At 36.2% G+C, this 22,878-nt stretch carries 23 protein-coding genes; 7 read left to right on the top strand and 16 right to left on the bottom strand.

Annotated elements, in window-relative coordinates; all coding sequences use genetic code 11:
* Positions 1-96: 96 nt before the first annotated feature.
* Both M900_RS00245 and M900_RS00240 read left to right on the top strand, forming a co-directional pair.
* Positions 97-459, top strand: a complete 363-nt coding sequence (locus tag M900_RS00245) for a response regulator (RefSeq protein ID WP_021272853.1) — start codon at positions 97-99, stop codon at positions 457-459.
* On the top strand, positions 428-1,597 hold the full coding sequence (locus M900_RS00240) for a hypothetical protein (RefSeq protein ID WP_157680498.1): 1,170 nt from the start codon (positions 428-430) through the stop codon (positions 1,595-1,597). Before M900_RS00245 ends, M900_RS00240 begins: the two co-directional genes overlap by 32 nt.
* A gap of 1 nt (position 1,598) precedes the next feature.
* Here the strand turns inward: M900_RS00240 and M900_RS00235 are convergent, their stop codons facing one another.
* The 3 genes from M900_RS00235 to M900_RS00225 are packed head-to-tail and all read right to left on the bottom strand — an operon-like array spanning position 1,599 to position 3,091.
* On the bottom strand, positions 1,599-2,057 hold the full coding sequence (locus M900_RS00235; protein WP_021272824.1) for a GNAT family acetyltransferase: 459 nt from the start codon (positions 2,055-2,057) through the stop codon (positions 1,599-1,601).
* Between the two features lie 30 nt (positions 2,058-2,087).
* Positions 2,088-2,393 carry a cytochrome c gene (locus M900_RS00230; protein ID WP_034730557.1) on the bottom strand — a complete coding sequence of 102 codons (306 nt, stop codon included), beginning with the start codon at positions 2,391-2,393 and terminating at the stop codon, positions 2,088-2,090.
* A gap of 50 nt (positions 2,394-2,443) precedes the next feature.
* Positions 2,444-3,091 (bottom strand): hypothetical protein, encoded by a 648-nt coding sequence (locus tag M900_RS00225; RefSeq protein ID WP_021272854.1) that lies wholly within the window; start codon positions 3,089-3,091, stop codon positions 2,444-2,446.
* 63 nt (positions 3,092-3,154) lie between these two features.
* On the opposite strand from M900_RS00225, the gene M900_RS00220 reads away from it, so the two are divergent.
* On the top strand, positions 3,155-3,760 hold the full coding sequence (locus M900_RS00220) for a hypothetical protein (RefSeq protein WP_021272850.1): 606 nt from the start codon (positions 3,155-3,157) through the stop codon (positions 3,758-3,760).
* Here M900_RS00220 and M900_RS00215 read toward each other — a convergent pair.
* Positions 3,737-6,061 carry a penicillin acylase family protein gene (locus tag M900_RS00215; RefSeq protein WP_021272860.1) on the bottom strand — a complete coding sequence of 775 codons (2,325 nt, stop codon included), beginning with the start codon at positions 6,059-6,061 and terminating at the stop codon, positions 3,737-3,739. The two genes, M900_RS00220 and M900_RS00215, sit on opposite strands and share 24 nt — an antisense overlap.
* 47 nt (positions 6,062-6,108) lie before the next feature.
* On the opposite strand from M900_RS00215, the gene M900_RS00210 reads away from it, so the two are divergent.
* Genes M900_RS00210 through M900_RS16740 form a run of 3 tightly spaced genes read left to right on the top strand, consistent with a single transcriptional unit; the run spans position 6,109 to position 10,012 of the window.
* The gene (locus M900_RS00210; RefSeq protein WP_034730544.1) at positions 6,109-6,789 is read left to right on the top strand and encodes a heparan-alpha-glucosaminide N-acetyltransferase; all 681 of its coding nucleotides are present in this window, start codon (positions 6,109-6,111) and stop codon (positions 6,787-6,789) included.
* 55 nt (positions 6,790-6,844) lie between these two features.
* A complete protein-coding gene (locus M900_RS00205) occupies positions 6,845-8,470 on the top strand; it encodes a cytochrome c biogenesis protein ResB (protein ID WP_021272822.1) in 1,626 nt (541 codons plus the stop codon).
* 12 nt (positions 8,471-8,482) lie between these two features.
* Entirely contained in the window at positions 8,483-10,012 is a 1,530-nt protein-coding gene (locus tag M900_RS16740) for a cytochrome c biogenesis protein (RefSeq protein WP_021272831.1), read from the top strand.
* 27 nt (positions 10,013-10,039) lie between these two features.
* Here the strand turns inward: M900_RS16740 and M900_RS00195 are convergent, their stop codons facing one another.
* The 10 genes from M900_RS00195 to fusA all read right to left on the bottom strand — a co-directional run bounded on the left by M900_RS00195 (position 10,040) and on the right by fusA (position 20,559).
* The gene (locus M900_RS00195) at positions 10,040-11,230 is read right to left on the bottom strand and encodes a hypothetical protein (protein ID WP_021272828.1); all 1,191 of its coding nucleotides are present in this window, start codon (positions 11,228-11,230) and stop codon (positions 10,040-10,042) included.
* 98 nt (positions 11,231-11,328) lie between these two features.
* A complete protein-coding gene (locus M900_RS00190; protein ID WP_021272841.1) occupies positions 11,329-12,084 on the bottom strand; it encodes a DUF3050 domain-containing protein in 756 nt (251 codons plus the stop codon).
* Positions 12,085-12,125: 41 nt separating this feature from the next.
* Entirely contained in the window at positions 12,126-13,928 is a 1,803-nt protein-coding gene (locus M900_RS00185) for a hypothetical protein (protein ID WP_021272826.1), read from the bottom strand.
* Positions 13,929-14,045: 117 nt separating this feature from the next.
* Positions 14,046-14,462, bottom strand: coding sequence for a hypothetical protein (locus M900_RS00180; protein ID WP_021272844.1), 417 nt, complete (start codon positions 14,460-14,462; stop codon positions 14,046-14,048).
* A 67-nt stretch (positions 14,463-14,529) separates the two neighbouring features.
* On the bottom strand, positions 14,530-15,621 hold the full coding sequence (locus M900_RS00175; protein WP_232422274.1) for a hypothetical protein: 1,092 nt from the start codon (positions 15,619-15,621) through the stop codon (positions 14,530-14,532).
* Positions 15,622-15,683: 62 nt separating this feature from the next.
* Positions 15,684-16,583 (bottom strand): LysR family transcriptional regulator, encoded by a 900-nt coding sequence (locus tag M900_RS00170; protein ID WP_021272857.1) that lies wholly within the window; start codon positions 16,581-16,583, stop codon positions 15,684-15,686.
* A 65-nt stretch (positions 16,584-16,648) separates the two neighbouring features.
* Positions 16,649-17,029, bottom strand: a complete 381-nt coding sequence (locus M900_RS00165) for a response regulator (protein ID WP_021272816.1) — start codon at positions 17,027-17,029, stop codon at positions 16,649-16,651.
* 226 nt (positions 17,030-17,255) lie between these two features.
* Positions 17,256-17,645, bottom strand: coding sequence for a hypothetical protein (locus tag M900_RS00160; RefSeq protein WP_021272843.1), 390 nt, complete (start codon positions 17,643-17,645; stop codon positions 17,256-17,258).
* A complete protein-coding gene (locus M900_RS00155) occupies positions 17,645-18,235 on the bottom strand; it encodes a hypothetical protein (RefSeq protein ID WP_021272820.1) in 591 nt (196 codons plus the stop codon). The genes M900_RS00160 and M900_RS00155 overlap by 1 nt, the downstream gene beginning before the upstream one ends.
* 158 nt (positions 18,236-18,393) lie before the next feature.
* Positions 18,394-20,559 (bottom strand): elongation factor G, encoded by a 2,166-nt coding sequence (gene fusA / locus M900_RS00150; RefSeq protein WP_021272821.1) that lies wholly within the window; start codon positions 20,557-20,559, stop codon positions 18,394-18,396.
* A 202-nt stretch (positions 20,560-20,761) separates the two neighbouring features.
* Here fusA and M900_RS00145 point away from each other — a divergent pair, with 202 nt between their 5' ends.
* Positions 20,762-21,400, top strand: coding sequence for a hypothetical protein (locus M900_RS00145; protein ID WP_021272838.1), 639 nt, complete (start codon positions 20,762-20,764; stop codon positions 21,398-21,400).
* A gap of 152 nt (positions 21,401-21,552) precedes the next feature.
* On the opposite strand, the gene M900_RS00140 is transcribed toward M900_RS00145, so the two are convergent.
* Both M900_RS00140 and M900_RS00135 read right to left on the bottom strand, forming a co-directional pair.
* Complete coding sequence (locus tag M900_RS00140) at positions 21,553-22,512, bottom strand: hypothetical protein (RefSeq protein ID WP_021272862.1); 960 nt, start codon at positions 22,510-22,512, stop codon at positions 21,553-21,555.
* A 76-nt stretch (positions 22,513-22,588) separates the two neighbouring features.
* Positions 22,589-22,878 (bottom strand): hypothetical protein (locus tag M900_RS00135; RefSeq protein ID WP_034730539.1); only part of this gene is annotated, 290 nt, incomplete at its 5' end.

Raw genomic sequence — 22,878 nt, 5'->3', positions numbered from 1 at the left:
CCTAAAAACGAAATGATTTTGTTATTTTGAAATTTTAACGATATACTATTTCTCATATAATTGATTACTTGGAAATTAAAAACGAACGGATTACACATGGCAGCAAACATTGTTTTAGTTGATGACGACGAGAAAATTGCAACACTATCTGGCACTTCGCTTATCTCAAAAGGATACAATGTTGAAATCTTTTTCAATCCAAATGATGCCCTAAGTTTTATCTCTTCAAATCACGATTATACGATCTTAATCACAGACAATATTATGCCAGAAATAAATGGACAGGAACTTATCGAACAAGTCTTAACTACTCGTCCTGAGGTCCTAGCAATTCTTGCAACAGGTGATGATGCCTATGGGATTGATCTCTCCAAGTACAATGGAAGAGTCATGATGGTATCTAAGCCTTTTAAACGAAAAGATCTTATTGAAACAATTGAAAAGCTTTGTAATAACTAAGATGCTTCACCGAATCGCTATAATTCTTCTCATCTCTTTATGTGCAAATACCATTGCAAGAGAGACTTATACAAAAGACGACCTTAAGGTACTTTTTAAGCAGAAATCATATCAAGAATATCTGGACCATTATCTTGATATTAGGCCAACTCAAAGAGATGAAGATTGGAAGAAAATGACGTTAGAGATGCTGGCCCTCTCTATTAAGACAGCGACAGAGAAAAAAGAATTTAGCAATCAAACCTTTGACTCGATTCTAGGTTATCTCTCAAATGCAACACTCAAAACAGATCACTATGCTCAGTTTATTTTTGCAAAATATGCCCTTGGGTTCTTCCAGGTCTGTGTCGATTCAAAAAGCAATTGCCAGTCGAAATTACAAGAGTACTGGTCTAGCAGCAAAAGATTTGTCGAGATAGACCAACAACTCTTTCACCTAGCACAAGTAATTTCAAGTGAGATTGCCGACCAAGTCCTTATCTCTATATTGAATGACGATAGTTCAAAGATTTACTGTTCTAAAATGGAGAATTTTAAAAATATCAAAGCTCTTCTCATTAAAACAGTTTCTTCGCAAGATAGTACTGACCAAACATTTAAGAATGTTGCTCACATCATGGATGAAAGTTGTCGCAAGGCAATTGCTAGTGAACTAAAAAAAGAAACTATTACAACTAAGAATAATTCAGAACGCGAAAAGCTTTATAAGTACCTCAAGGCCTTTCAAATGACAGATGAAAAGTTCGAGGCCACAGCACTTACTCTTTATCTACTTAACGGACCTGCAATTGGTGACGTTTTTAATTTTGCCTGGAATAAGCTTAGCGGCCTATCACAGGATCACAAATTAAGAGAGACAGTTCTTGAAAATATAAAGTCATTTCAAACCCTACCTGATGACATTGTTAATATCTCCGATCAAAAAAGAAGTGATGTCATCATTACCTATATCAACAAGAACTTTCCAGAATACTTCGAGGTCTATACTCGTGCTTGCATTGATTATTATAGTGGTGCGAGAAGCTTCCCGAAAGGAAACCCTACTCTTTACTGTGACAAGTTTATTGAAAGGTCTAAGAAAAAGAATTGGGTATCAGAGGCCCTAATACAAAGATATATTAAGGCCAAGAAGATTTAGCTTACTTAAGTAGTTTGATCCACTCCGTAGTGTGTCCAAGCTTGCCAAGTTTACGAGAAGTCTTAACATAACCATGGCTTTCATTAAGGGCATATTGTCTAAAGTTATCAATCGCACAGTAGTGAACAATCGATGAAGACTTAAGTTCTTTAGCTCTCGACTCAAAGAATTCCATAATTCGATGTGAATAACCAGAACCCTGGTGCTGAATTTTAATTGAAGTATTCTTACTGTGTAGAACTTCACCTTCAAGCTTACAAAAGGCAGCTGAGATGATTTCGCCATTTAGAATAACAGAGTAAAGATGCCATCCATCTTTAACTTCTTTTTTAATGTCATCAAGAGTCCATTTAAAATCAGGACTATCCGAGAAAGCATCGATATTGTAGTCAAAAACTTTTTGAATATCGTCTGCTTTAGTTACTTCATTAAAGACAAGTTGATTAGCATTCCCTTGCATATTACTTCCTTTTAAGATGTTGTCTTAATATTATTTCATTTGAGAAACGTAAGCTGCCAAGTCTTGGTAATCTTTATCAGAAAGATTCTTAATAAATGGAAGCATTGTTGGGTTCTTTCTCTCACCTTTTTTAAAAGCAACAAGCGATGAGTAAATATACCAGTCATGTTGACCAGCGATTCGTGGAGCTTTTTGAGAAGGGTTTCCCTCTCCATTTTGTCCGTGACAAGCAACACATTTTGCGTAAAGTGACTTACCAGCTGCAGCGTCAGCAGCAAAAATATTCTGTGCAGATAACATTGATATTACTAATAAAACTTTTGAAATATTCTTCATTTTTAAAAACCCCTCAAACATAACTACCCTTGATATTAACTGTTTATCACTTATTGAGCAACCAATTTTATACTGTTTGACCCGTAGCAAAAACTCAAATACTCACTTACCCCATCCAACAGGGCCAGGAAAAGATCACTAGAATTTGGTTGTCCACGGACTAATTCATAATGAACATATAGGTTACTATCCTCAAGAGCGACAATATCAATGTGCCCCAAACCAAAAGAACCAAGGACGTTATTAATATGAACAAATTGAGTTTGTATTAACTGTGTACGCTCCTCATAATTTGTAGGAAATTGCACAAAATTAAGCCCACTCTTTAGTAGCACAGAATAAATGAGTCCACGAAGTAATACGATTTGTGCAGCTTCCCAAGACTCCTTATAAGCAAGAACACGCTCCCATGCGAATTTAGTTACATCATCGCGAAGAAAATTTTCAATCTCCCTAAAGTTCGCCATCGCAAAATATTTTGGACCAATCTTCTTTCCAAGTTCGAGAGAGGCCAAGACTAAAGCATCTAATTCCGCGCTTTCACCTGGCCTATAGAAGATATCCCCTATTTTGTCCTCATTAAGAATGAGCGAAAATTCGGCGCCCTGAAAGAGTTCATCTGTGTAATGAATGTCATAAGATGAAGATATTTTATTGGTATATTTATCGATAAGATTTTTAGCAACGTTTGAAATCATATACAGTGTCCTTATTTAGAGGTACAATATAAGCTTATCATTATGAAATGAAAATGAGATTTCATGACAAGTAAGATTATTCAATTTATTGGTCCAATGGATAGCAATACTCCTATTGACTATGAGCTTGATACTATCATTATTGATGGTGGGCTTAATCGCGTTTACGACACACTTTCTTCATTTAAAAAAATAAAGAATATTATTGGCGACAATGACTCGAATATAACAGAAACCTCAATGACGACGAAGCTTCCACGCGACAAGGACGAAAGTGACCTCGAGTATGCTCTCAAAATTGTAAACGAAAATCAATATTCCAACGTAAGACTCAACGGCTTCCTCGGAGGTAGAAAAGATCACGAGTTTGCAAATATTCTTACAATAATTGGAATAGTAAAAAGCAAAGGTCCGCATCCATTTAGAATGTATGTAGACTCACAAATTTTGATAACTAATCAAACCTTTGAAAAGCTAAATCATCACGGTGTATTTAGTGTCTTCTCAATAGACAATAATATTCTCACGATTTCGGGAAAGGTAAAATATCCTCTTCTAAAAAAATGTATTCGCCCTCTCTCTTCACATGGAATAAGCAATGAAGCCCATGGAAAATTTGAAATAACGAATACAAATCACACGACTTTAGTTATTTTTTTTAATGAGTAATTCGAAGGCCTTGTTTTTTTCAATATCTGCTTCCTTCATTAACTGCAAGCGGTACTCACCCTTTAAAAATCTCTCTCTTTGGTTATCATAAAATGGACTTAGCATATGGCCAGAGTTTCCAAGCGGCAATATTCCAAGGCTTGTACTAGGATCTGCAAAATCTACAATTCGTCGTGTACTAGGACCAGATTTTACATCGTGACCATTTTGACATCCTTTTCTGCGAAAATGATTAATGTCATTGATCGCGCCTTCAACAGGAAAAGGGCCAATATTAAAAACTTTTCCTAACACTTTATTCATTCCAAATGGATGTGGAAATTCTATTGTATGCAAGCGCCCCCAGTTCCAAAGTTTGACATCGCCACCAAGCTTCTGTGAAAGATCCGCAACAGTTGACTTAAATACCTTTAAAACTATATCACTTCGTTTCTCAACTTCTGTCGTAGTCGAGATATCCCACCAAGGGTTATTAGGAGACTTTAGAAGCCTTTGTAAGAAGTACCAAGATGAAGTAGTCGTACAATATTGAAATCTTTCTTTCTCATTCATTTCATCAGTAATTTCTGGCATTACCAGGTAATTAAAATGATTGTAAATTGTAGCACCAATACTAGAAATTTCACTCTCACCATTCCAGGCCTTAAGCGCTTCAAGGGCCAATTTTTCTAACTCGTCTAGCCCTAAAGAACTTTCGAGATCAGCAATAATTGTGTCTCTTATATCAAGCGCAAAAATATCCAATGACGATGTCTGAACTTTTTCCATCATCTCCATTGTCCAAGATTCTCTCTCTTTTAAAAGGTGCTCTACTGTATCATGACGATTTTTTGGATACCAAATTCCTCTCACCTCAATCTTCGCATGATCCGGTCTATCATTTGTTGAGATTAGCATTTGATTATCTGGATTCACGCGGTGGGGAGAAAGTTCGTAGTCATAGAGTCCACCAAAATCAAATTCGTCTTTTATAGCTGTTGATGGAGTATTGGCATTTCTTTTAAAAAGAGACCCTAGTATAAAATGTCCAATATTACCTTCTTTGTCTGCATAAAGAATATTCATCCCAGGTGACTTCGCCATCGACACAGCCGTTTTGAGCTCTTCCATCGTTTTTGCATTGGCAAGGTGATAGAAGGCCTGAATTGGCCTATTTGATTTCTCATATAATCCCCAGCTCATCGAGATCAATTCTTTTCTCTGAACAATATCATTAATCAATGGACCATGCTTAGTCACAGCAACAGATAATTCATAGTCGTCTTCACCTCTTACTTTAATGAGTGACTTTCTCTGTTCAAATTTTTGATCATTTTCATAGTTTAAGTCCATATCATCATTATAGGACATCGTTAGACCCCACCCATGATGAAAGTTGTGTCCCATTGCAGGGAATGGAATGAGAGGTAAGAAGTGGCCATAGAATGACTCTCCATCCTCAATTATTGTATGGGCCTCATACCAAAGGTTGGGCGCAGAAAAAGTGATGTGGGGATCAGAGGAAAGAATCGGCGCCCCGCTCTTTGTAAGCTTTCCAGAGATAACCCAAGCATTAGAACCTTCTATCGGTGATAAGAAAGAGAGTAATTGATCAATATTTAGAAGATTTGCATAAGTAGATGATACGAGAGATGATGCCTTCTCCTCTATCACAGTAGTAATCGTTTTACCCTTAATCTTATTCGAATGCAGAAGATTGAGATCTCTGCCCTGCACAGTTTTATTAATGACATCATACATTGGCTTATCTTTAAGCATGGGTGAAAAACTATACGCAAGGTAGAGATAAACACTATATGCATCCTCAATTGAGAACGGCTCCGGGTCTACGCCTAGAATTCTATATTCAATCGGTTTCGGATAATTCTTCAGATAGTAATTAATACCAGAATAAAATGAGTTCAATTCAACCTTAATATTTTCTGGAAGATTATTTACCTTTTCTTTAAAATTGGCGTTACTCGCGATGGTCCTAAAAAGGATATCAACAGGAAGAGTTTTACTACCAATGATCTCAGCAGTTCTACCTGCTCCCGCTCTTCTAATCATGTCGTATTGAAAAAGCCTATCACTGCCCATTACGAAGCCGAGGGCAAAGAGCATATCTTGCTTATTCTTTGCGTAGATATGAGGTATTCCCTCATTGTCACGAACAATTTTGACATCACTTGAAATACCGTCAAGAAGCACCTCTCCTGTCATAACCGGGACAGATATTTTCAAACTAATGTAAAAAAATAAAACAACTCCAAGAACAAGAGTGATAATTGTGTATGCAATATATTTTGAAACCTTCTTCACGACTTTTACCTCTTTAAAAATAACTTTCGAAAGTATACAATTGAGTAATGACTGGGTCAAAAAATGAAAGATATTTATTACTCGATATAATCAGAGGAGTCGCTGTAACTTTGATGATTTTCTTTCATCTCTTCTATGACCTCGATCTCTTCAAATTTGTTAACATTGACTTTCAAAAAGACACGTTCTGGTTTGTTCTTCCGCGAGTGATTGTTACACTCTTTCTTTTTAGTGTTGGAATGTCCCTTGCACTTGCTCATAAAAAAGGCTTAAGGCTAAGGCCATACCTCCATAGACTGGCAAAGATTGGTATTGGAGCATTACTTATCAGTCTCTTTACGTATTTTGCCTTTCCAAAGAACTGGATTTATTTTGGAACACTTCATTGTATCTTCTTTTTAAGCATTATCTGTGTCCCATTTCTAAAATTTAAGAAAACAGGCCTTATTGTTGCGATCTTTCTTTTGGCGCTTGAGGTCATGAATAAACAAATTCCTTTTTTTGAGCTTTCCCACGCCTCAATGGATTATATTCCCATTTTTCCATGGCTCGCTGTATCACTAATTGGTATTTATTGTTCAGGATTTAGCTTCTACAAGGCTTACATCCCTTACAATAACGCATCTAAGCCGTTAGTTTTTCTTGGACAACATGCGTTCAAAATCTACATCATTCACCAGCCGATCCTCTTTGGAATCGTCTATCTTATTTCGGTTTTCATGGCCTAGTTATCACCATTGTGATAAATCAAAACTACTGAAATTCTTAATTTAGGATCAATAAATGCAAAGTATTTATCATAAAATTGAAAAGACAATAGGTGGATTAAAGTTTGCTGTTGTCATTATCTTAATTTTTACAATCATGATGATCATCGGAACTTTCATGGAAAGTTGGTATGGAACAGATTATGCCAATCGACTAATCTATAAGACCCCTCTTTTTATGCTGCTTCAGTTCTTTATGTTCTTAAGTATTTTATTTGCAACTCTTATACGCCTGCCATTGAAAAAGAGACTTTACGGTTTCTATGTTATCCATACTGGTCTAATAATAATTGGAATTGGATCTTTTGCGACATATATCGCCGGGATTGATGGAACAATTCATTTAAACCCTATGACTCCGACACGCCAAATTGTTTTAAACGATGATGTTATTGAAATCATTTCAGAAGAAGACAACAAACGTGCCACTTTGAATCTGCCATATGTCGCCAAGGAAAAAGAACTTGGAATTAAGTACAATGACATCGAAGTTGTAAGCTACCTACCGTTTGCAGAAAAGAAACTTGAGTGGGTTAAGGAGTCTGTGCCAACGGCCTCTTCAAACACACATTCTTCTAGTTATAATGTGGCCAATCCAAATGTTGCACAAGACTTCACTCTTTCACTTCACCCAGAGGCCTATGACTTTAAAGCTTCTTTAACAATGGGTCTTTTGAATATTACATATCTGCCACATGCGATGATTGAGTGCTTTAAGCAAAACAACCCATCTGGGCTTATCATCTGGGACTCAAGAACTGCAAAATGTTCAACGCCAGAAGAATTAAAAATACCTATTAAAGAAACTTCTACACAAAAGAGATTCTTCGCTTTTAGAGAAAAAGATACTGTTTACTCCTTTATTCCAGATGTTTCTCCTTGGGCCCTCGACGCAGAGTTAAAACCAATTAGTGGTGCACCAGTAAGAGTTTTCTCAAAGAAACTATTTGAAGAAAAGCCACACCTCTTCCTATTTGGAGAACAAGCGGCCTTCTTTGAAAAGGATGAAAAGAAATGGGTTATTCAAGAGTTTAATGACAAAAAGAAAATGGATCTTCCTTGGATGGGATTTGAACTTACACTTTTGAAACATTCTAATGAGCTAGTTCCAACTTATATCCCTGTAGCAACGACACCTATTCAATCAAAAGGCGCACTAATAAAAGGTGAAGTTCGTGCCGCAAAGATCAATATTCGTGGACAAACTTACTGGGTAACAAGTGAGAGACCAGTGAGTCTACTCATTGATGGGAAGAAAGTTGATATCTATATGACGAAGAAGTCATTTCTGCTGCCATTTGAATTAACTCTTTCAAAATTTAAGATGGACAAAGATCCAGGAACAAACAATCCTGCAAGTTATGAAAGCTTTGTAACACTATTTAAAAATAATGGTACATCTGAGCATCACGTTTATATGAATAATCCTCTAAAGTATGATGGCTTTACATTCTATCAAGCATCTTACTCACAGGATGAGCAAACAGGACAGTACAGCTCTACATTAAGTGTTAACGTAGACCAAGGACGTTTTTTAAAATACCTCGGTTCTCTACTTTTAGTATTTGGAGCAACTTGGCACTATTATTTAAACAACAGAAAAAAGACTAAAGAAAATGATATCCTAGGCCTTAAAGCCTAAATCGGAGATGATATGAAATTTATTGTTTTTATACTCGCTCTTCTACAATTACATACTGTTTTTGCCCAGGCACCTTCAGAAACATATTTTTGTAACGAAGAGCTAGGAAAGCTTCCAATCCTTCAAGGTGGGCGTATTAAGCCACTGAGTGTCCACGCAAAAGAATCAATTAAACATCTTGTCGGAAAGAGTAAGGTTGGTGACTATAAGGCGACAACAGCTTATTGTCTTTTGTCAGCACAAGGATTCGGACTACCTGTTAACCTTAATGCAACAACGACGATCGACCACAGCCAGACAAGAGAATTTCTCGGTGGAAAGCATGAAATGCCACTTTCTGAATTAGTCTCAATGCAAGGTGAACTTAGATCAGAATGGATGAGACAAAAAGATGAAGGTAGCTACAAGAAAGATCTTGGAAAATTACTTTCTAAAATTAGTCTCTATTCAGAAATTACTTCAAGTAATAACTGGCTACTACCAATGGCGAATGGAACTGAGATGACTTGGATTCCCCTTGCTTCTTTCCTTACTCAGGAAAAAATTGAATCTCTAGCTAAAATTAGCCAGACACCTTTTCTTTATGCTTTTGAAGAAGCAAAGAAAGAGTATATCCAGGTTGAAGGAGACAAATATTTAGTTGAGTATTACTTTGACAAGGCCTCTCTTACTGGTTGGGCAATGCTTACGACAATTTTAGCGCTTGCGGCCCTTGTACTATTTAAGAGATTCTATATTTCACTTGGACTTTCGGTTTTAACAGTTCTCATCCAACTTACATACCTTGGACTTAGAGTTTATATTTCAGAAAGAGCACCGATTACAAATATGTATGAGACTGTTATCTTTTCAGGGTTCGGATCTCTTCTACTTGCTCTTATCATTGGACATTTTAAGAAGGAAAAAGTCTTTATCTATATGGGTCTTGCCTACAATCTCTGTACGCTTATGATGATTACTTTTGCGGGTTCAATGGTATCACCAAGCATTAGCCCACTCGTACCAGTTCTTCGTGATAACTTCTGGCTAAGTACGCACGTAACGACAATCATTATGTCTTATGGGGCACTCGCACTGAGTTGGATTCTTGCTAATACGATAATTATCAAAAAGAAATTTGGTCACCTCACACACAAAGATGAAGTTTATTATAATGATGTCATTTATACTTCTTTAAAGTATGGAGTAACGATGCTGGCCGCAGGAATTATTCTTGGTGGAGTATGGGCAGATTACTCGTGGGGGCGTTTCTGGGGATGGGACCCAAAGGAAACATGGTCACTGATTGTACTTTGTTTTTATATGGCAATCCTCCACGGAAAATATACGAATTGGATTCCACCAAAGAGGTTCGCACCACTTGTCGCGGCAGCTTTTATGAGTGTTATGATGGCATGGTTTGGCGTTAACTATATTTTAGCTTCAGGACTTCACTCATATGGGTTTTCTGAAGGGGGAGCAATCTTTCTTGGAAGCTTCTTTGCCGTACAATTGATAATTTTAGGTATAACAATAAAAAGTGAACCGAAACAAGTAGCATAGAAAAAGGCCACCGAAGTGGCCTTTTTTTTAGAATGAATATGGATTTATAAATTGAGATCTTACGTTCTTAGCTTCATCAGTCATATCATTTTGTTCGAAGTATGCCATTAAAGCACCTTCTGTAATTTGTTGTTGCTCATAGTACGACTTCATGTAGTCCTGAACAATATCTTTGATCATGGCCGGTAGAGATACAAAGCTTAGTCCAAGTCTTGCGAGAGTTAAAACCGCTCTCGTTCTCTTAATCTTCTTTGGATTATCAAATGAGTATGCAATAGCAGGCTTTGAGTCTATCATGTTTTGATTATTTACAAGGTTAACAAGTACACGCTCTCCTTTATAAGTTACTTCATTGAAAGCAAAGTTAACTCTCTCATCCATCGAGTCATAGATTCCTTTGAAGCTTCTAATTTTATTCGTTCCAAGTCTCCAGTTTTGATAGAAACGATTTGATCCAAAGTGTGTCCAATCTAATTTCGCATCAGTTGATTCCCAGAATGCATACCATTCAATTCTCGATTCATAGATTGAAGAGAAGATACTGTCAGCTTCTTCTTTTGTAAGACCAAGTTCTGATGCTTCATTTACTTCAAGATAATGAAGAAGCATATTTTGTTGGTACATTCTACGAGTCGTCATCATCTTTTCAATTTGAACGATTGCATATGAAGCAGTATTAAGTAGTGGAACTGTACTTAATTTTTTTGCAGCAAAGTTTAAGGCCCACGATACAACTTTGTGAGTTACATTTCTCTTATAGAAAAATGATGCGTTATCAGGTTTTGCAACAAGTTGTGGATCAATATAGAAGATCGCTTCTCTTAGTTTACCTTCAAAGCTTTCCATAACTTCAACAAAATTTTCATTTGAAAAAATTGCTTCAAAATCAACAGGACCAAGTGCCTTCATTGAATTTACGATATGATTAACTCTTTCATTGTTTTCTCCACGAAGAGACTCTCCATCAGAGAAAAGGTTTTTGATTTCATTTTCGTAATCACCTTGAAAACTATTCATCAATGCCTGCTCTTTTAAAAGCTCATTCTTGATGTATGAAATATAAGTCTTGATTGAAAATTTTGAACTCAGTGAACGGTCTCTTACCGCGATAAGCTTTCCATCTTCTCTTACAAATTCAAATCTATTATTAAAACTTTCTAGGCCTGCTTGAGTAGCAAAAGAAAGGATAACTGCCCCTAGGACAACTAGTTTTCTCATCATTTTCCTCCATGAAAATACCAAAAAATACTTTTATCTTTCTAGTTTAATCGGGACACGTATTCTTTGGTACTAAATGTAAGAAAAGAAGAGTTTTTCTAGTGAATAGCTAGAGAAGCCTTACTAGTCGACCTTTGAATTTCCCCTAGAATATAAGTCCACATTTTTTCTCTAAGTAGTAAGGAAGTCTTTGCCGCTTCAAATGCCTGTCTTTCAAGTTCTGCATCATGCCCAGTTAATGAATCTAAACATTTCTTAGCGAGATGTCCGTGCTCTCCACCATCAAGTTCAATATGTCTTTCGAGGTAGTACTTGAAGTTTGGACAATTTAGTGACTTTTCATTAATTTCAGAAACGATTGGTTCAAAGATATCTGGAATCAAATTTTCCCTACCATAGAAGAACGCTGCTGCAACCTCATGAGGCAATCCATTTTGAGCTAGACCAATATTAAATTCAACAAAGCTTCTAATTGGAGCTGGAAGAATTGAAAAGTCACAAGTCTCAATGACGTAATTTAAACCATCAACTGGTGCCCCAACTTCTTTCATCGCCTCTACATACATTGAAAAATGATCAATATAACCGCCATCAAGACAACTGTCAGACTCTTCTCCGACTACGATCTCATTGATAAATCTCACAACATCTTTTGGATATGGACTTGGTCTCCAAGGAAGAGTTGTACATGTAATTGTATTTTGCAGTGATTTTAAAAGCGACATGAAATCCCAAACAGCAAATGCATGCCAAGACATGAAAACCTGAAGGTCTTCAATTGAATTTAGGGCCTTGTATAATGGGTGTTCTTGTAAGCTCTTATGTAGCTGTTCTAGAGTATTTGAGTAGTTCATAGAAAGAAACTACACAATTTTAGGGATATTTAAAAGTGAATTCACTCTTTGTCTTGATCATGTTTATCATTTTTCTCTTTCTCAAGGGCCTCTTCAAGGACCTTCTTATTAAGCTCCTGAAATTCCGCTTCTTCTTTTTCACGCTCTTCTTTTTTGTGCGACGTATAAACATCATTGATATGGCGTCTCAATTCCTTCTTCTCATTTTCTCCAATCGAATGAATTAAACTTTTGTAGAGAAGTTTTCCATCCTGCTGTTGAAATGGTTTTCCATCTTGAGGAACAAGTCTAATAACCATAGGAAAGGGATCACTCAAACGATAATTTCCAAGCTCTAATGCATATTCTGTTAAAAAGTAAACTTCTGACTCACTTATCGCTTTGATTTGAATAACCTGCTCATATGAAGCTCTTGAAAGTTTATGCTTCTTACTTACGTAGAAACGATTTTCTTCAAAGTCTGAAATATTCAGCTTTCCATACTTTAGTGGATCTTCTTTTCTTAGTTTGGCAATTTTATCCTGCACAACTTTTTTAAACTTCTCGTCTTGCTTAGTCTGATAAAGATCTGCCATTTTCAAAATCATATCAAGATCAATACGATTCGGATTGGTTAAGATAAAGTCATAGCGAAAAGTATCCTGGAAAGCTTTTGAGGTGAAGCTCTTACAATTAAAAATAATAATAAATGGAGTATAATCTTCAATCGAATTTACTTTCGAAACTAGTCTTGAAAAAAATTCTGTTAGCTTAGATTCGTTTCTAACTTTAATTTCATGTTGCTTATCCTCTGGAAGCATTTCTTCCTGTGCAGAGAGAACGACTTCAGGAATTTTAAAAACAATTAACTGAGGAAGGTAGTGATCAATTTGAATAAAGTCATCGCTTAAAGCAGTTTCTATCCTTATTGTGCAAGGGAAAGAATCTAGTCTTCGTTTTTCAGATGTTAAAAAAGAGAGATTTTCATCGACAATAAGAACCTTTGTTCTCTTTGCGACCTTGGCGTCTTTATTATCATTAATCCACGCCTTAAGATTCTTCTTTAACTTTATTTTATTTTTTTCATGTTCTTCAATTTTTAGATTTCGACCTTTTTGAATATGATCAATAGCATTTTTACGAACTTTTTCATCTGCAATCTTATTGGCCTCTTCTATGTCTTCATTATTAAAAACGAGATCATCAATAAGCTTATATTCGAGGTCGTATGAAAAACGATATGAGTAATATAGGTCACGTTCTGACTTATGTTTAACTGTGAAATATTTAGACTTTACACAATCTTCAGGAAGCGAAGTTTTAATTTTTAAAATATCACCAACGTTAAAATCGCTATCACACTCAATATGCATATAGTCTTCAGCAAAATATCCAATTCGCATCGTCTCAACAACTTTTGATTCGATTGTTGTACGAGCAAGGGCGAAATCTTTCTTAAGGGCTTCTTTAGGGAATCGTTTAAAATATGGATGGTAAATTACATCATGAATCTCAGCGCACTTGATAAAGACAAAATCAAAACCAAGAAGAAGAGTTTCTTCAAGCTTATTAATATCCTCTATAAGTCCGATAACTGGCGTATTAGCAAAAGCAGTTGTTCTCTTAAGGTATTGACCCAGTTGATAAAGAGGTTGTTCAGTCTTTGATAAATCAAGATAAACAAAGGACGGATTAATATCGAGACATTCAAGGATCTGAGAATTCACAGTGTCCATATTACATGGAGGTAGATTAATAAAATCAAACTCAACATGTTGATAGTTCAACTTAAAGCGATGAGTAAGGTTAGACCAGTAACCCTTGTCGGAACCAATGTAAAGAATGTTTTTTTGCGTATTCGCCATTGCTCACCTAAAATAAAGATTACTTTATTCTATCATTTTGAAAGAAAATGAACTAGTTGGAGCTAAATGGGTAAGATTTAACTATCTATCAAAAATTAGAGAGCCAACAAAAGTGGGCTATACCTCAAAATCGTCGTAAGTTTGTCCAAACTGAGCATCAAGATCTTTCGTGAAGTAACGACGAACAAAGTACTGTCCAATACGAATCGTAACGATAAATCCAAAATTTTCTAGCTTGCGTATTGCTGAGTGAATCTCTTCAATCTTAAAGTCTAATTGCTTAACCATGTCAGTCAAAGACAAGAGTTGAGAGATACCATGCTTTTGATACATATTTGATCGACACCATACCTTTCGGTAAAGGTACATCAGTACTATTGTCTCTAGGCGTGAAAGTTTAAAATTTACAAGAATGTTATCAAAGAAAACATCTGGGATTTCAGAAGTAGTTGGTTCATCAAAATCGAGGTTAACGATTTCACCTTCATCAACTTTATTTCGATGAGTCTTAATGATTGAATGTATATCTACCATAATTTCTCCACGAAGAATTTACCCAGTTTAATTTTGACAGAAATCTGTTATAAAAGCCAGTGGTTATTTATTTAGGAGAATTTTGCCTAGCTAAAGAGGTCACAAGAGATTGATAAAAAGAGTTTTTATCATTTTGATTTTGAAACTTTGGTTTATTTTTTATAAGTGTTAAAAATTCTCTATATTTCATTTCATCGATAATAGAAAATTCAGTTGCCAGGTTTGCCTCATAAATGACTTCAAAAGTACTTACAAGTTCTTCATCAATTGTTCCTTCGTGTCGATACTTTTCGATTATCTGAAATGACTTTAAATAGCCCTGAAATAGCTTCTTCTTTAAATTAAAGCACTCAATGAGAATGGTTTTTTGTTCAATTGTAAACGATTGGAGCGCAAAGAATAACTCCCCTCGATCACCAGTTGAGATATCTCGTAAATCTTTTAAAAAGCGTAATTTTTCAATTTCCTTACTTAAAGAAATATTATGTTCTAAGACAAGCTTAAAAAATATACTAAAAAAATTGATCGACTTCGATTTTTTAAACTCCTGATAAAAGTGAAATATTCCTAGGCCCTGGAGATTAAATTTTCCAAGTTCTTTTTTTAGACTATCACCGATTGAAAAGTTAAATTTCTCACTAAAGCGAATCATTCTTAAAAAGCGTACAGGGTCTAAAAAGAAGTCTGAAGAGATCGCTCTTAATTCTTTTGCTTCAAGTGCATCAACACCATTATAAGGATCGACAATCGTGAATTCGTCGTCAGCACCTGCGACGCCAAAAAATATTCCAATTGCATTGAAGGTAAAATCTCTTCTTTTAAACGCCTCTGCTGTTGAAAGATTTGAAATAAATTTTGGCTCAAAGTTTAAATGCCCAATCTCACCTGCTTTAAAAATTTCAATACGAGGAGATGAAAACTCTAAGTCAAAGCCAGACAACTCGAGTGTATAAACCCCTACCCCTTTATGCTTGATGCTTACATTAAATTCATCTTGTAGTTTATCAAAAAGGTTTTGCAGCATTCTCATCCACCTTGCTTCATCGTATTCAAAGAGGTGCTTGATCTCAAAGTCAAGATCATGAGAAAGTCTTCCCGTTAATAGGAAGTCGCGAACACTTCCGCCTACGAGAGTTAGGCAAAATCCCTTACGAGATATCTCAACAAGAAACTCGTAAACAGGAGTTGGAATTTGCTCAAAGAATTTTTGAGAATCAAATTTTATAGAAATGGGTTCTTCTCCGACGTTAATCTCTCAAGCGTCTTTTTGATACGTACTAGCTCAGTCGCATCTTTATGATATACAAGATAGAACTTTCCATGATCAACATCAAAAAAGTTACCAAGAGTTTCAACTTGTTCTTTATAAAAAGATCTTTTCAAAACATGATTTGGAACAACAGCAATACCAAGCCCTTCTCTAACGGCCTGGAGCATATTTCCATGTGAATTAATCGTATATTTTACATTCTTAGACTTTGGAAGTTTCCCAAATTTAGCACGACACCAATTTTGAAATAATTGATCTTCCCTTTCAAAAAGCACGGTAGGAATTTTTGCAAGATCATCAATCGTCATATCCTTAGTGATCCCAAACGGGTTACCTTTTGGATATACAAGAGTTACCGTTTCTTCACTTAAAAGTTTCTTCTCTCCAACTGTTGGTAGTGCTCCTTCAGGAAGAATAAGGAAATCAAGACGATAGTTTTCAAACTCGCGAATCAGCTCTTCATGAAAGCCGAGACTTATTGATACAGATAGCTCAGGGTACTCTTTCGCAAAACTTAGAAGTTCTGGTGCGAGCCAAGATTTTCCAACACCAATAAGTGTTCCAATGCGAACTGTTCCACTCATCGTATTCTTGGCATTTTGAATATCAACAAGGGCCTCATCAAGATGCGATAAGAAGTTTGAAGCAAGAGTAAATAGCTTCTCGCCTTCACCAGTAAGAACAACCTTCTTGCCAGATCTTTTAAAAAGTTTTACTTCTAACTTGTTTTCGAGATTTTTCACAGACTGAGAAATAGCAGATTGGGTAACCCCAAGCTCTTCAGCTGCCTTTGAAAAACTTTGCGCTCTGGCCACGGCCACAAGCGTATGCAGTTGACTGGTTTCAATCATTTTTAGCCCTTATATTATATATTAGTTTAACCTTATACTAAAATCGGCCAAAAAGCTAGATAATTCTAAAAGTGGGAAGAAATTAGATTTTTTAGTTCATTAAAGTCGACAGGCTTAGGGATGAGGCCTTGGCCTCCAAGGTTCATTGCCTTCTCCACATAGTCCTCTCGAGAGTAAGCTGTAACCATATAGATAGGTAGATCAGAATAGAGTTCTCTCGCCTTGCTAAGGAGCTCGTAACCGTCCATCTCAGGCATATTAATATCGCTTAGAACTAACGACTTAGCGCAATTAATCTCCTCGCTCTCGAGGTATTTAATGCAGTCCCCGGCACTTGAGAAGCACTTAAGAGCAACTTGGCCAGCTGCAATTTCTTTTTTTAAGAATAGTTCGTAAAGGATAAAAATATCGACTTCATCATCTACAATAATCAAATTTAAACTCATACCTATTCCAATTTGAGGATTAAATACAGTTTATAGAAAGGTTTGATTCTAGACAATAAATTTTATGATAACTGCTTCACTTAAATGGGGATAAAACTGAAATATACTGAATATCATTGAGTAGATATCTCGATTTTTTCTGAACTGCCCAATTTTTGGGGTTTTAAGCTCCCGAAGCTCTTGGGTTGAATGAAAATTCATCCCCATTTAACGGGAGCAGTTTAGCTTATTTCAAGTTTAAGATATCACAGCTTACCTGATGGGATCTTGCGAAGATAAGGCCTTCATGTACGACTTCCCCTTCAACCTCACCAGTGCTCTTGCCATCAAGATCGATAAAAACTTCAATTGTCTTACCCTTTGAGTTCTTAACAATGCATCCAAGAGTTTCACCAGCTATTGTACAAGTGCCTTTGATTCCCTCTTTCTCGGCCAGATAAGCATCCAGGACACGTACACCATTTCCATCTGCTTCACCGATATTAAATTTTCTTAGGTCGTGAAAAACTTTCTGTTCACCAAGGTAGAGTTGGCATCCAAGTTCAGCAGAGTCAGCGACCTTTGCAAAGGTAGAAGATGTTATAACTGCAATCATTAATACTAGAAAAGCTCTCATTATTTACCCAGTCCTTTTGTGATATTTTTTGCACTTTTAGTTAACACATCTTGAAAATCCATAAATGCGGAAACGATAAGATAGCTTCCATTTACTTTCATATCAGGAATATGCTTAGTAATATCACTTATAATATTAATTACTTCTTTTACATCAGCAATATTAGGCTCTTTAACCAGAGACACCGTAACAGAGGCGAGAAGAAAATTAAAATCCTCGATCTGTCTGGCAAGGAGTAGTACTTCGGCATCGTTTTTCACTTTTCCGCGCTCTAAAAACTCCACGATACTATTTCTTAGTTCATAACCAAGGTCTTCTAGCTCAGTAATTTTTTCGTAATTGCTCTCTAATACCGAGCCAGGAAAATGAGGAAGGACTGTTTTAATTTCAACTTTATCCAATTCACTTTTTCTGAGATCAGATGCGTTTAAAAACTTTCTAATATGCTTTACCTTATTGACCGACTTCTCAGAAGTAGATCCGATTCCAATCTTAGCAAAAGGTTTTGTGAAGTTTCTAAGTAGACTTCCTCCAATAGCAAAAGAAGACATATTAGATGCAATCAATAAAGTTATCAGTAGGCTTTTCATGCAAAGGCTCCATAAAGAGGTTTTTGTTTATGATAAACAATTTGTCTACGGAGCTGTATTAAAGTGAATAAGTTACAAAGGGTGTAAAAAGATTAGTCGGCCACAAATAAAAAGGCCCACATAAGTGGGCCCTCGTATTGAAAAATTTAAGCTTTGGATTAATCGTCTGAAGCAAGTTTTTCTTTTCTTTTTGTCATAACTTCTTCTTGGATATTTGATGGACAATCAACGTATCTAGCAAATTCCATTGTATAAGTTGCTTTACCAGCAGACATAGAACGTAGGTCATTTGAGTAACCAAACATTTCAGAAAGTGGAACTTCTGCAACGATAATAACTTCTCCACCTGGATCAGTTTCAGAACCTTGGATCATCCCTCTTCTAGAAGAAAGGTCACCAATTACAGAACCTTGGTACTCATCTGGAGTTGTTACTTCAACTTTCATTACTGGTTCCATAATTACTGGAGAAGCGTTTCTGATCGCTTGTCTCATCGCTTGTCTAGCAGCAATACGGAATGCCATATCTGAAGAGTCAACGTCGTGTGACTTACCGTCTTGTAGGAAAATTTCACAGTTAATAACTGGGAAAGCGGCAAGAGGACCTTTGTCCATAACGTCTTGGAAACCTTTCTCACAAGCTCCAATGAATTCTGAAGGAATAGATCCCCCTTTAATTTCGTTGTTGAACTTGAATACTTGGTCTTCTTTATCTTTTCTATCATCTGGAAGTGGCTTTAACCAACCAACAACTTGACCGAACTGACCAGAACCACCTGTTTGCTTCTTGTGAGTGTAATCAAATTTTGCTTCCTGTCTGATTGTCTCTCTGTAGTTAACCTGAGGAGCACCAACAGTTACGTTTGCACCGAACTCACGCTTAAGTCTTTCAACATAAATTTCTAAGTGAAGCTCACCCATACCAGCGATTCTTGTTTCACCAGATTCTTCATCTGTGAATACGTGGAAAGTTGGATCTTCTTTAAGGAATTTTGCAAGACCTTTAGACATTTTTGCTTGTTCGTTCTTATCTTTACAAGAAATTGAAAGCTCAATAACTGGTACTGGAACGTGAATACCTTCAAGAGAAAGGTTAATGTTTCTGTCGTCACCAACAAAAGTATCCCCTGAAGCACAGTCGATACCAACGATAGCGATGATATCACCAGCGTGAGCTGAATCGATATTCTCTCTATCATTTGAGTTCATACGAACCATACGTCCAACACGAACTTTCTTACCAGTTCTTGTGTTAAAAACAGTGTCACCCTTGTTTAGAGTTCCTCTATAAATTCTTGTATAAGTTAACTGTCCAAATTGCTCATCAGTAATCTTGAATGCCATCGCAAGTAGATCTTGTTCTGGATCTGGAGTGATTTCAACTTTTGAATCTGTTTCAGAATCTTGAGCTGTTGGAAGAGCACAAGTAAGTGGAGATGGTAAGTATCTAGCAACTGCTTCTAGAAGAACTTGAACACCTTTGTTCTTAAATGCTGATCCCATGAATACTGGAGTTAGTTGAAGTGACTGAACACCAATTTTGATACACTCGTGTAATTCTTCCTCAGATGGCTCTTCACCTTCAAGGTATTTTTCCATTACTTCGTCTTTGTATTCAGAAACTTTGTCGATCATTTCAGCTCTAAGCTCTTCCATTTGATCTACTAGATCAGCTGGACACTCTTCAACTCTAACGTTTTCACCGTTATCACCGTCGAAGTAATAAGCCTTCTTAGTAACTAGATCTACAACACCTGAGAATTGATCTTCTGCACCGATTGGCATTTGCATAAGAACTGCGTTGTGGTTTAGTTTTTCAATAAGAGCATCTCTACCATTGAATGGGTTTGCTCCCATACGGTCCATCTTGTTTAAGAAAGCAAGTCTTGGAACGTTATATCTCTTCATCTGTCTGTCAACTGTAATAGACTGAGACTGAACACCAGATACTGAACAAAGAACTAGAATAGCTCCGTCAAGAACGCGTAGTGAACGCTCTACTTCTACTGTAAAGTCAACGTGGCCCGGAGTATCGATAATGTTAACACGTGTATCTTTATCTACACCGTCAGCATAAGTTGTACCCTTACCTTCGAGACCTTTCCAAAATACTGTCGTAGCAGCAGATGTAATTGTAATCCCTTTTTCTTTTTCAAGTTCCATGTGGTCCATCTTTGCACCATCACCACCACCACGAACATCTTCGATCTTGTGAATCATGTCACAGTAAAAAAGAATACGCTCTGTAAGAGTTGTCTTACCAGAGTCAATGTGAGCTGAGATCCCGATGTTACGAGTCTTCGCCATAAGTTTGTTGTTAATCATTGCGTTCTCCACGTATTAGTTGATTAATTAATTAAGATGTCTCAATTTTACAAGATATTCAGGGTGCATCTTAGTGAATTACTGTGAATGAGTCAATTAGGAAGGTGAAAAAAATTTTGAAAATCGTTCAAAATATTTTGAAAAATCTAAGTTGACAAAAATACCGTAAATCCTTAGATATTATAGGTTCGAGGAGACTTCTATGAGCGGCGATATTAGTAAACAAGATCTATATGAATCGGTAAAAACGATAATTGAAACAGAGCACAAACATATTTTACTGAATCAGCACAAATTATACACGCTTTTCAGTATTGCATTTCAATCTATCCTATTTCTATCAACTAAAGACCCTGGGGCCTATATTATTCGTATTGAAGATGCGAAACTGGCAGATAAATTCGCACGTAAGGCCAAAGATCCTTCGACTCGTAAGTTTATTCAGTCCCTGCTGATGCCAAGGAAATTCAAGTTTCAAAAGTCGATGTTCTATCTCGATTTCTTTAACTTCCAAAGCTGGAATTTAACGGCAGAGATTCCACCGGAGAAGCTTAAAGGGGCCATTATCGTTAAAGATAGTGCTGAGAAACCACCTATGAACCCAATGCTTGAGCAGGCAATGGAAGAAGAAGATGCCCTAATGGGGATTCCAGAAATGCCAAAGGATTATCACCTCACGACTCTGCTTGGGGCATGTCCTAAGACGATCACTATTGCATACGAAACTGAATTTGATGAGATGGTTCCTGTGCAATTTCCGTTTATTAAGAAAGAGATTACAAAAACAGTTTCAGGTGTGACGCTTGGTAAAGATTTTGATTGGGATAATATCGAAGACTAAACTGGATTTTAAAGAGAGGTCGATTTCAGCCTCTCATTTCTTTTTTATAAATAGACTTCTCCGCACCATCACTATTCAAAGAAATATCCGTCTTCGCAAAAAGAAGTAGAGTATATAGAGTTATAAGTAATATTCTGATCATTATTTAAATTTCATTTCAAATAGGAAAGTGCTATTAATTGGCTAATTTTCCACTCTCTCCCCACTAAAGCATAGGAAACAGATAGCTCTTTGCCAGTGATCCCAAATGCGAGATTATCATCAGTATTTATTCCATAAGACCCTTTATCAAAGTGAGCAAAAGATAAATACGTTAATTTAATAGCATTCTTAATTATATCATTGTGCTTATTTTTTAGCTTATTAAAAAAGTCCTTCTTCGTCTTAAATGTAAAAATCCTCTTATGGACTAATACATCATTACCATCCCTGCCGTTGAGAACTCTCTCATACAACTGCTCAAGTGTTGCCGTTTTTAAAAATCTCCTTAGTTCTACCAAGGACTTATTCAGCGCCTTCATTTCATCATCTGAAAGTTTTTCCTTCAAGATTGTCTCTGTATCTTTTTCTATCCTAGAGGCCTCTTTCTCCATATGATCTATCTTAAAATAATATGATGTTCCCTCATGATCATATGTTCCAACCTTTCCATCACTAACAATAACTTCCATCTCATATTCTGATTGCTCAAGACTCTTTGAAGCATATAAACCTCTTCTTAAAGGGTATGATTCACACAAGTGCTTTGTATTCATCCCATAGCTCTTCACAACATCCCAATCATCATTCTTCAAAGGTCTCTCATCAATCAAGAGATTTAGACCTCCGTGAACCTTCTCAAAATGACAGATTTTTTTCCCTTTGAAGAAAAGTCCCTTTTCGTTAATTTCTCCTATTACCTTCCCATTCAAGTCTTTTGTTTCGTAAAGCTTCATTGGTAAAACTTTGGAAACTCCATCTTTTTTATCTCCAGAGAAGTATATTTTCCAAGTCAAGGCCTGCTTCATCTCAAGAGGTGTAAAGTATTTCTCCGCACCATCACTATTCAAAGAAATATCCGTCTTCGCAAAAATCGAAATTGAAAATATCAGTAGTAACAAAAATTTATTCATAATCTAATCCATTAACAAAAATAAAAACTAGAGATCAATCTTGCATAATTCTCCTGCCAAAAAAAGAAAAAGCGACTTATCGTAAGTAAGATAGTGCAATCAATTGACTAATGTGCCATTCACCGGAGAAAAACTCTAAACCCAATGCAACTTTGTCAGTTTTTACCCAGATACTTCTTCCATATTTTGTCATGCCTACTCTCTGTCTTTCCATTGATGAGTAACTCAAATAGCTTGTCATCAATGTATCGCGAAGAAACTTTCTCTGATTCTTTACACCTTTCATAAACAATTCTTTTGTTTCAAATGTAAATAACTGCGAATGAAGAAAAGTATCATTTCCATCACGCCCACGCAGAACTTTTT

Origin of the sequence: Bacteriovorax sp. Seq25_V (genome assembly GCF_000447795.1) — a bacterium.
GTDB lineage: Bacteria > Bdellovibrionota > Bacteriovoracia > Bacteriovoracales > Bacteriovoracaceae > Halobacteriovorax_A.
This window is presented reverse-complemented; position numbering and strand designations above follow the sequence as displayed.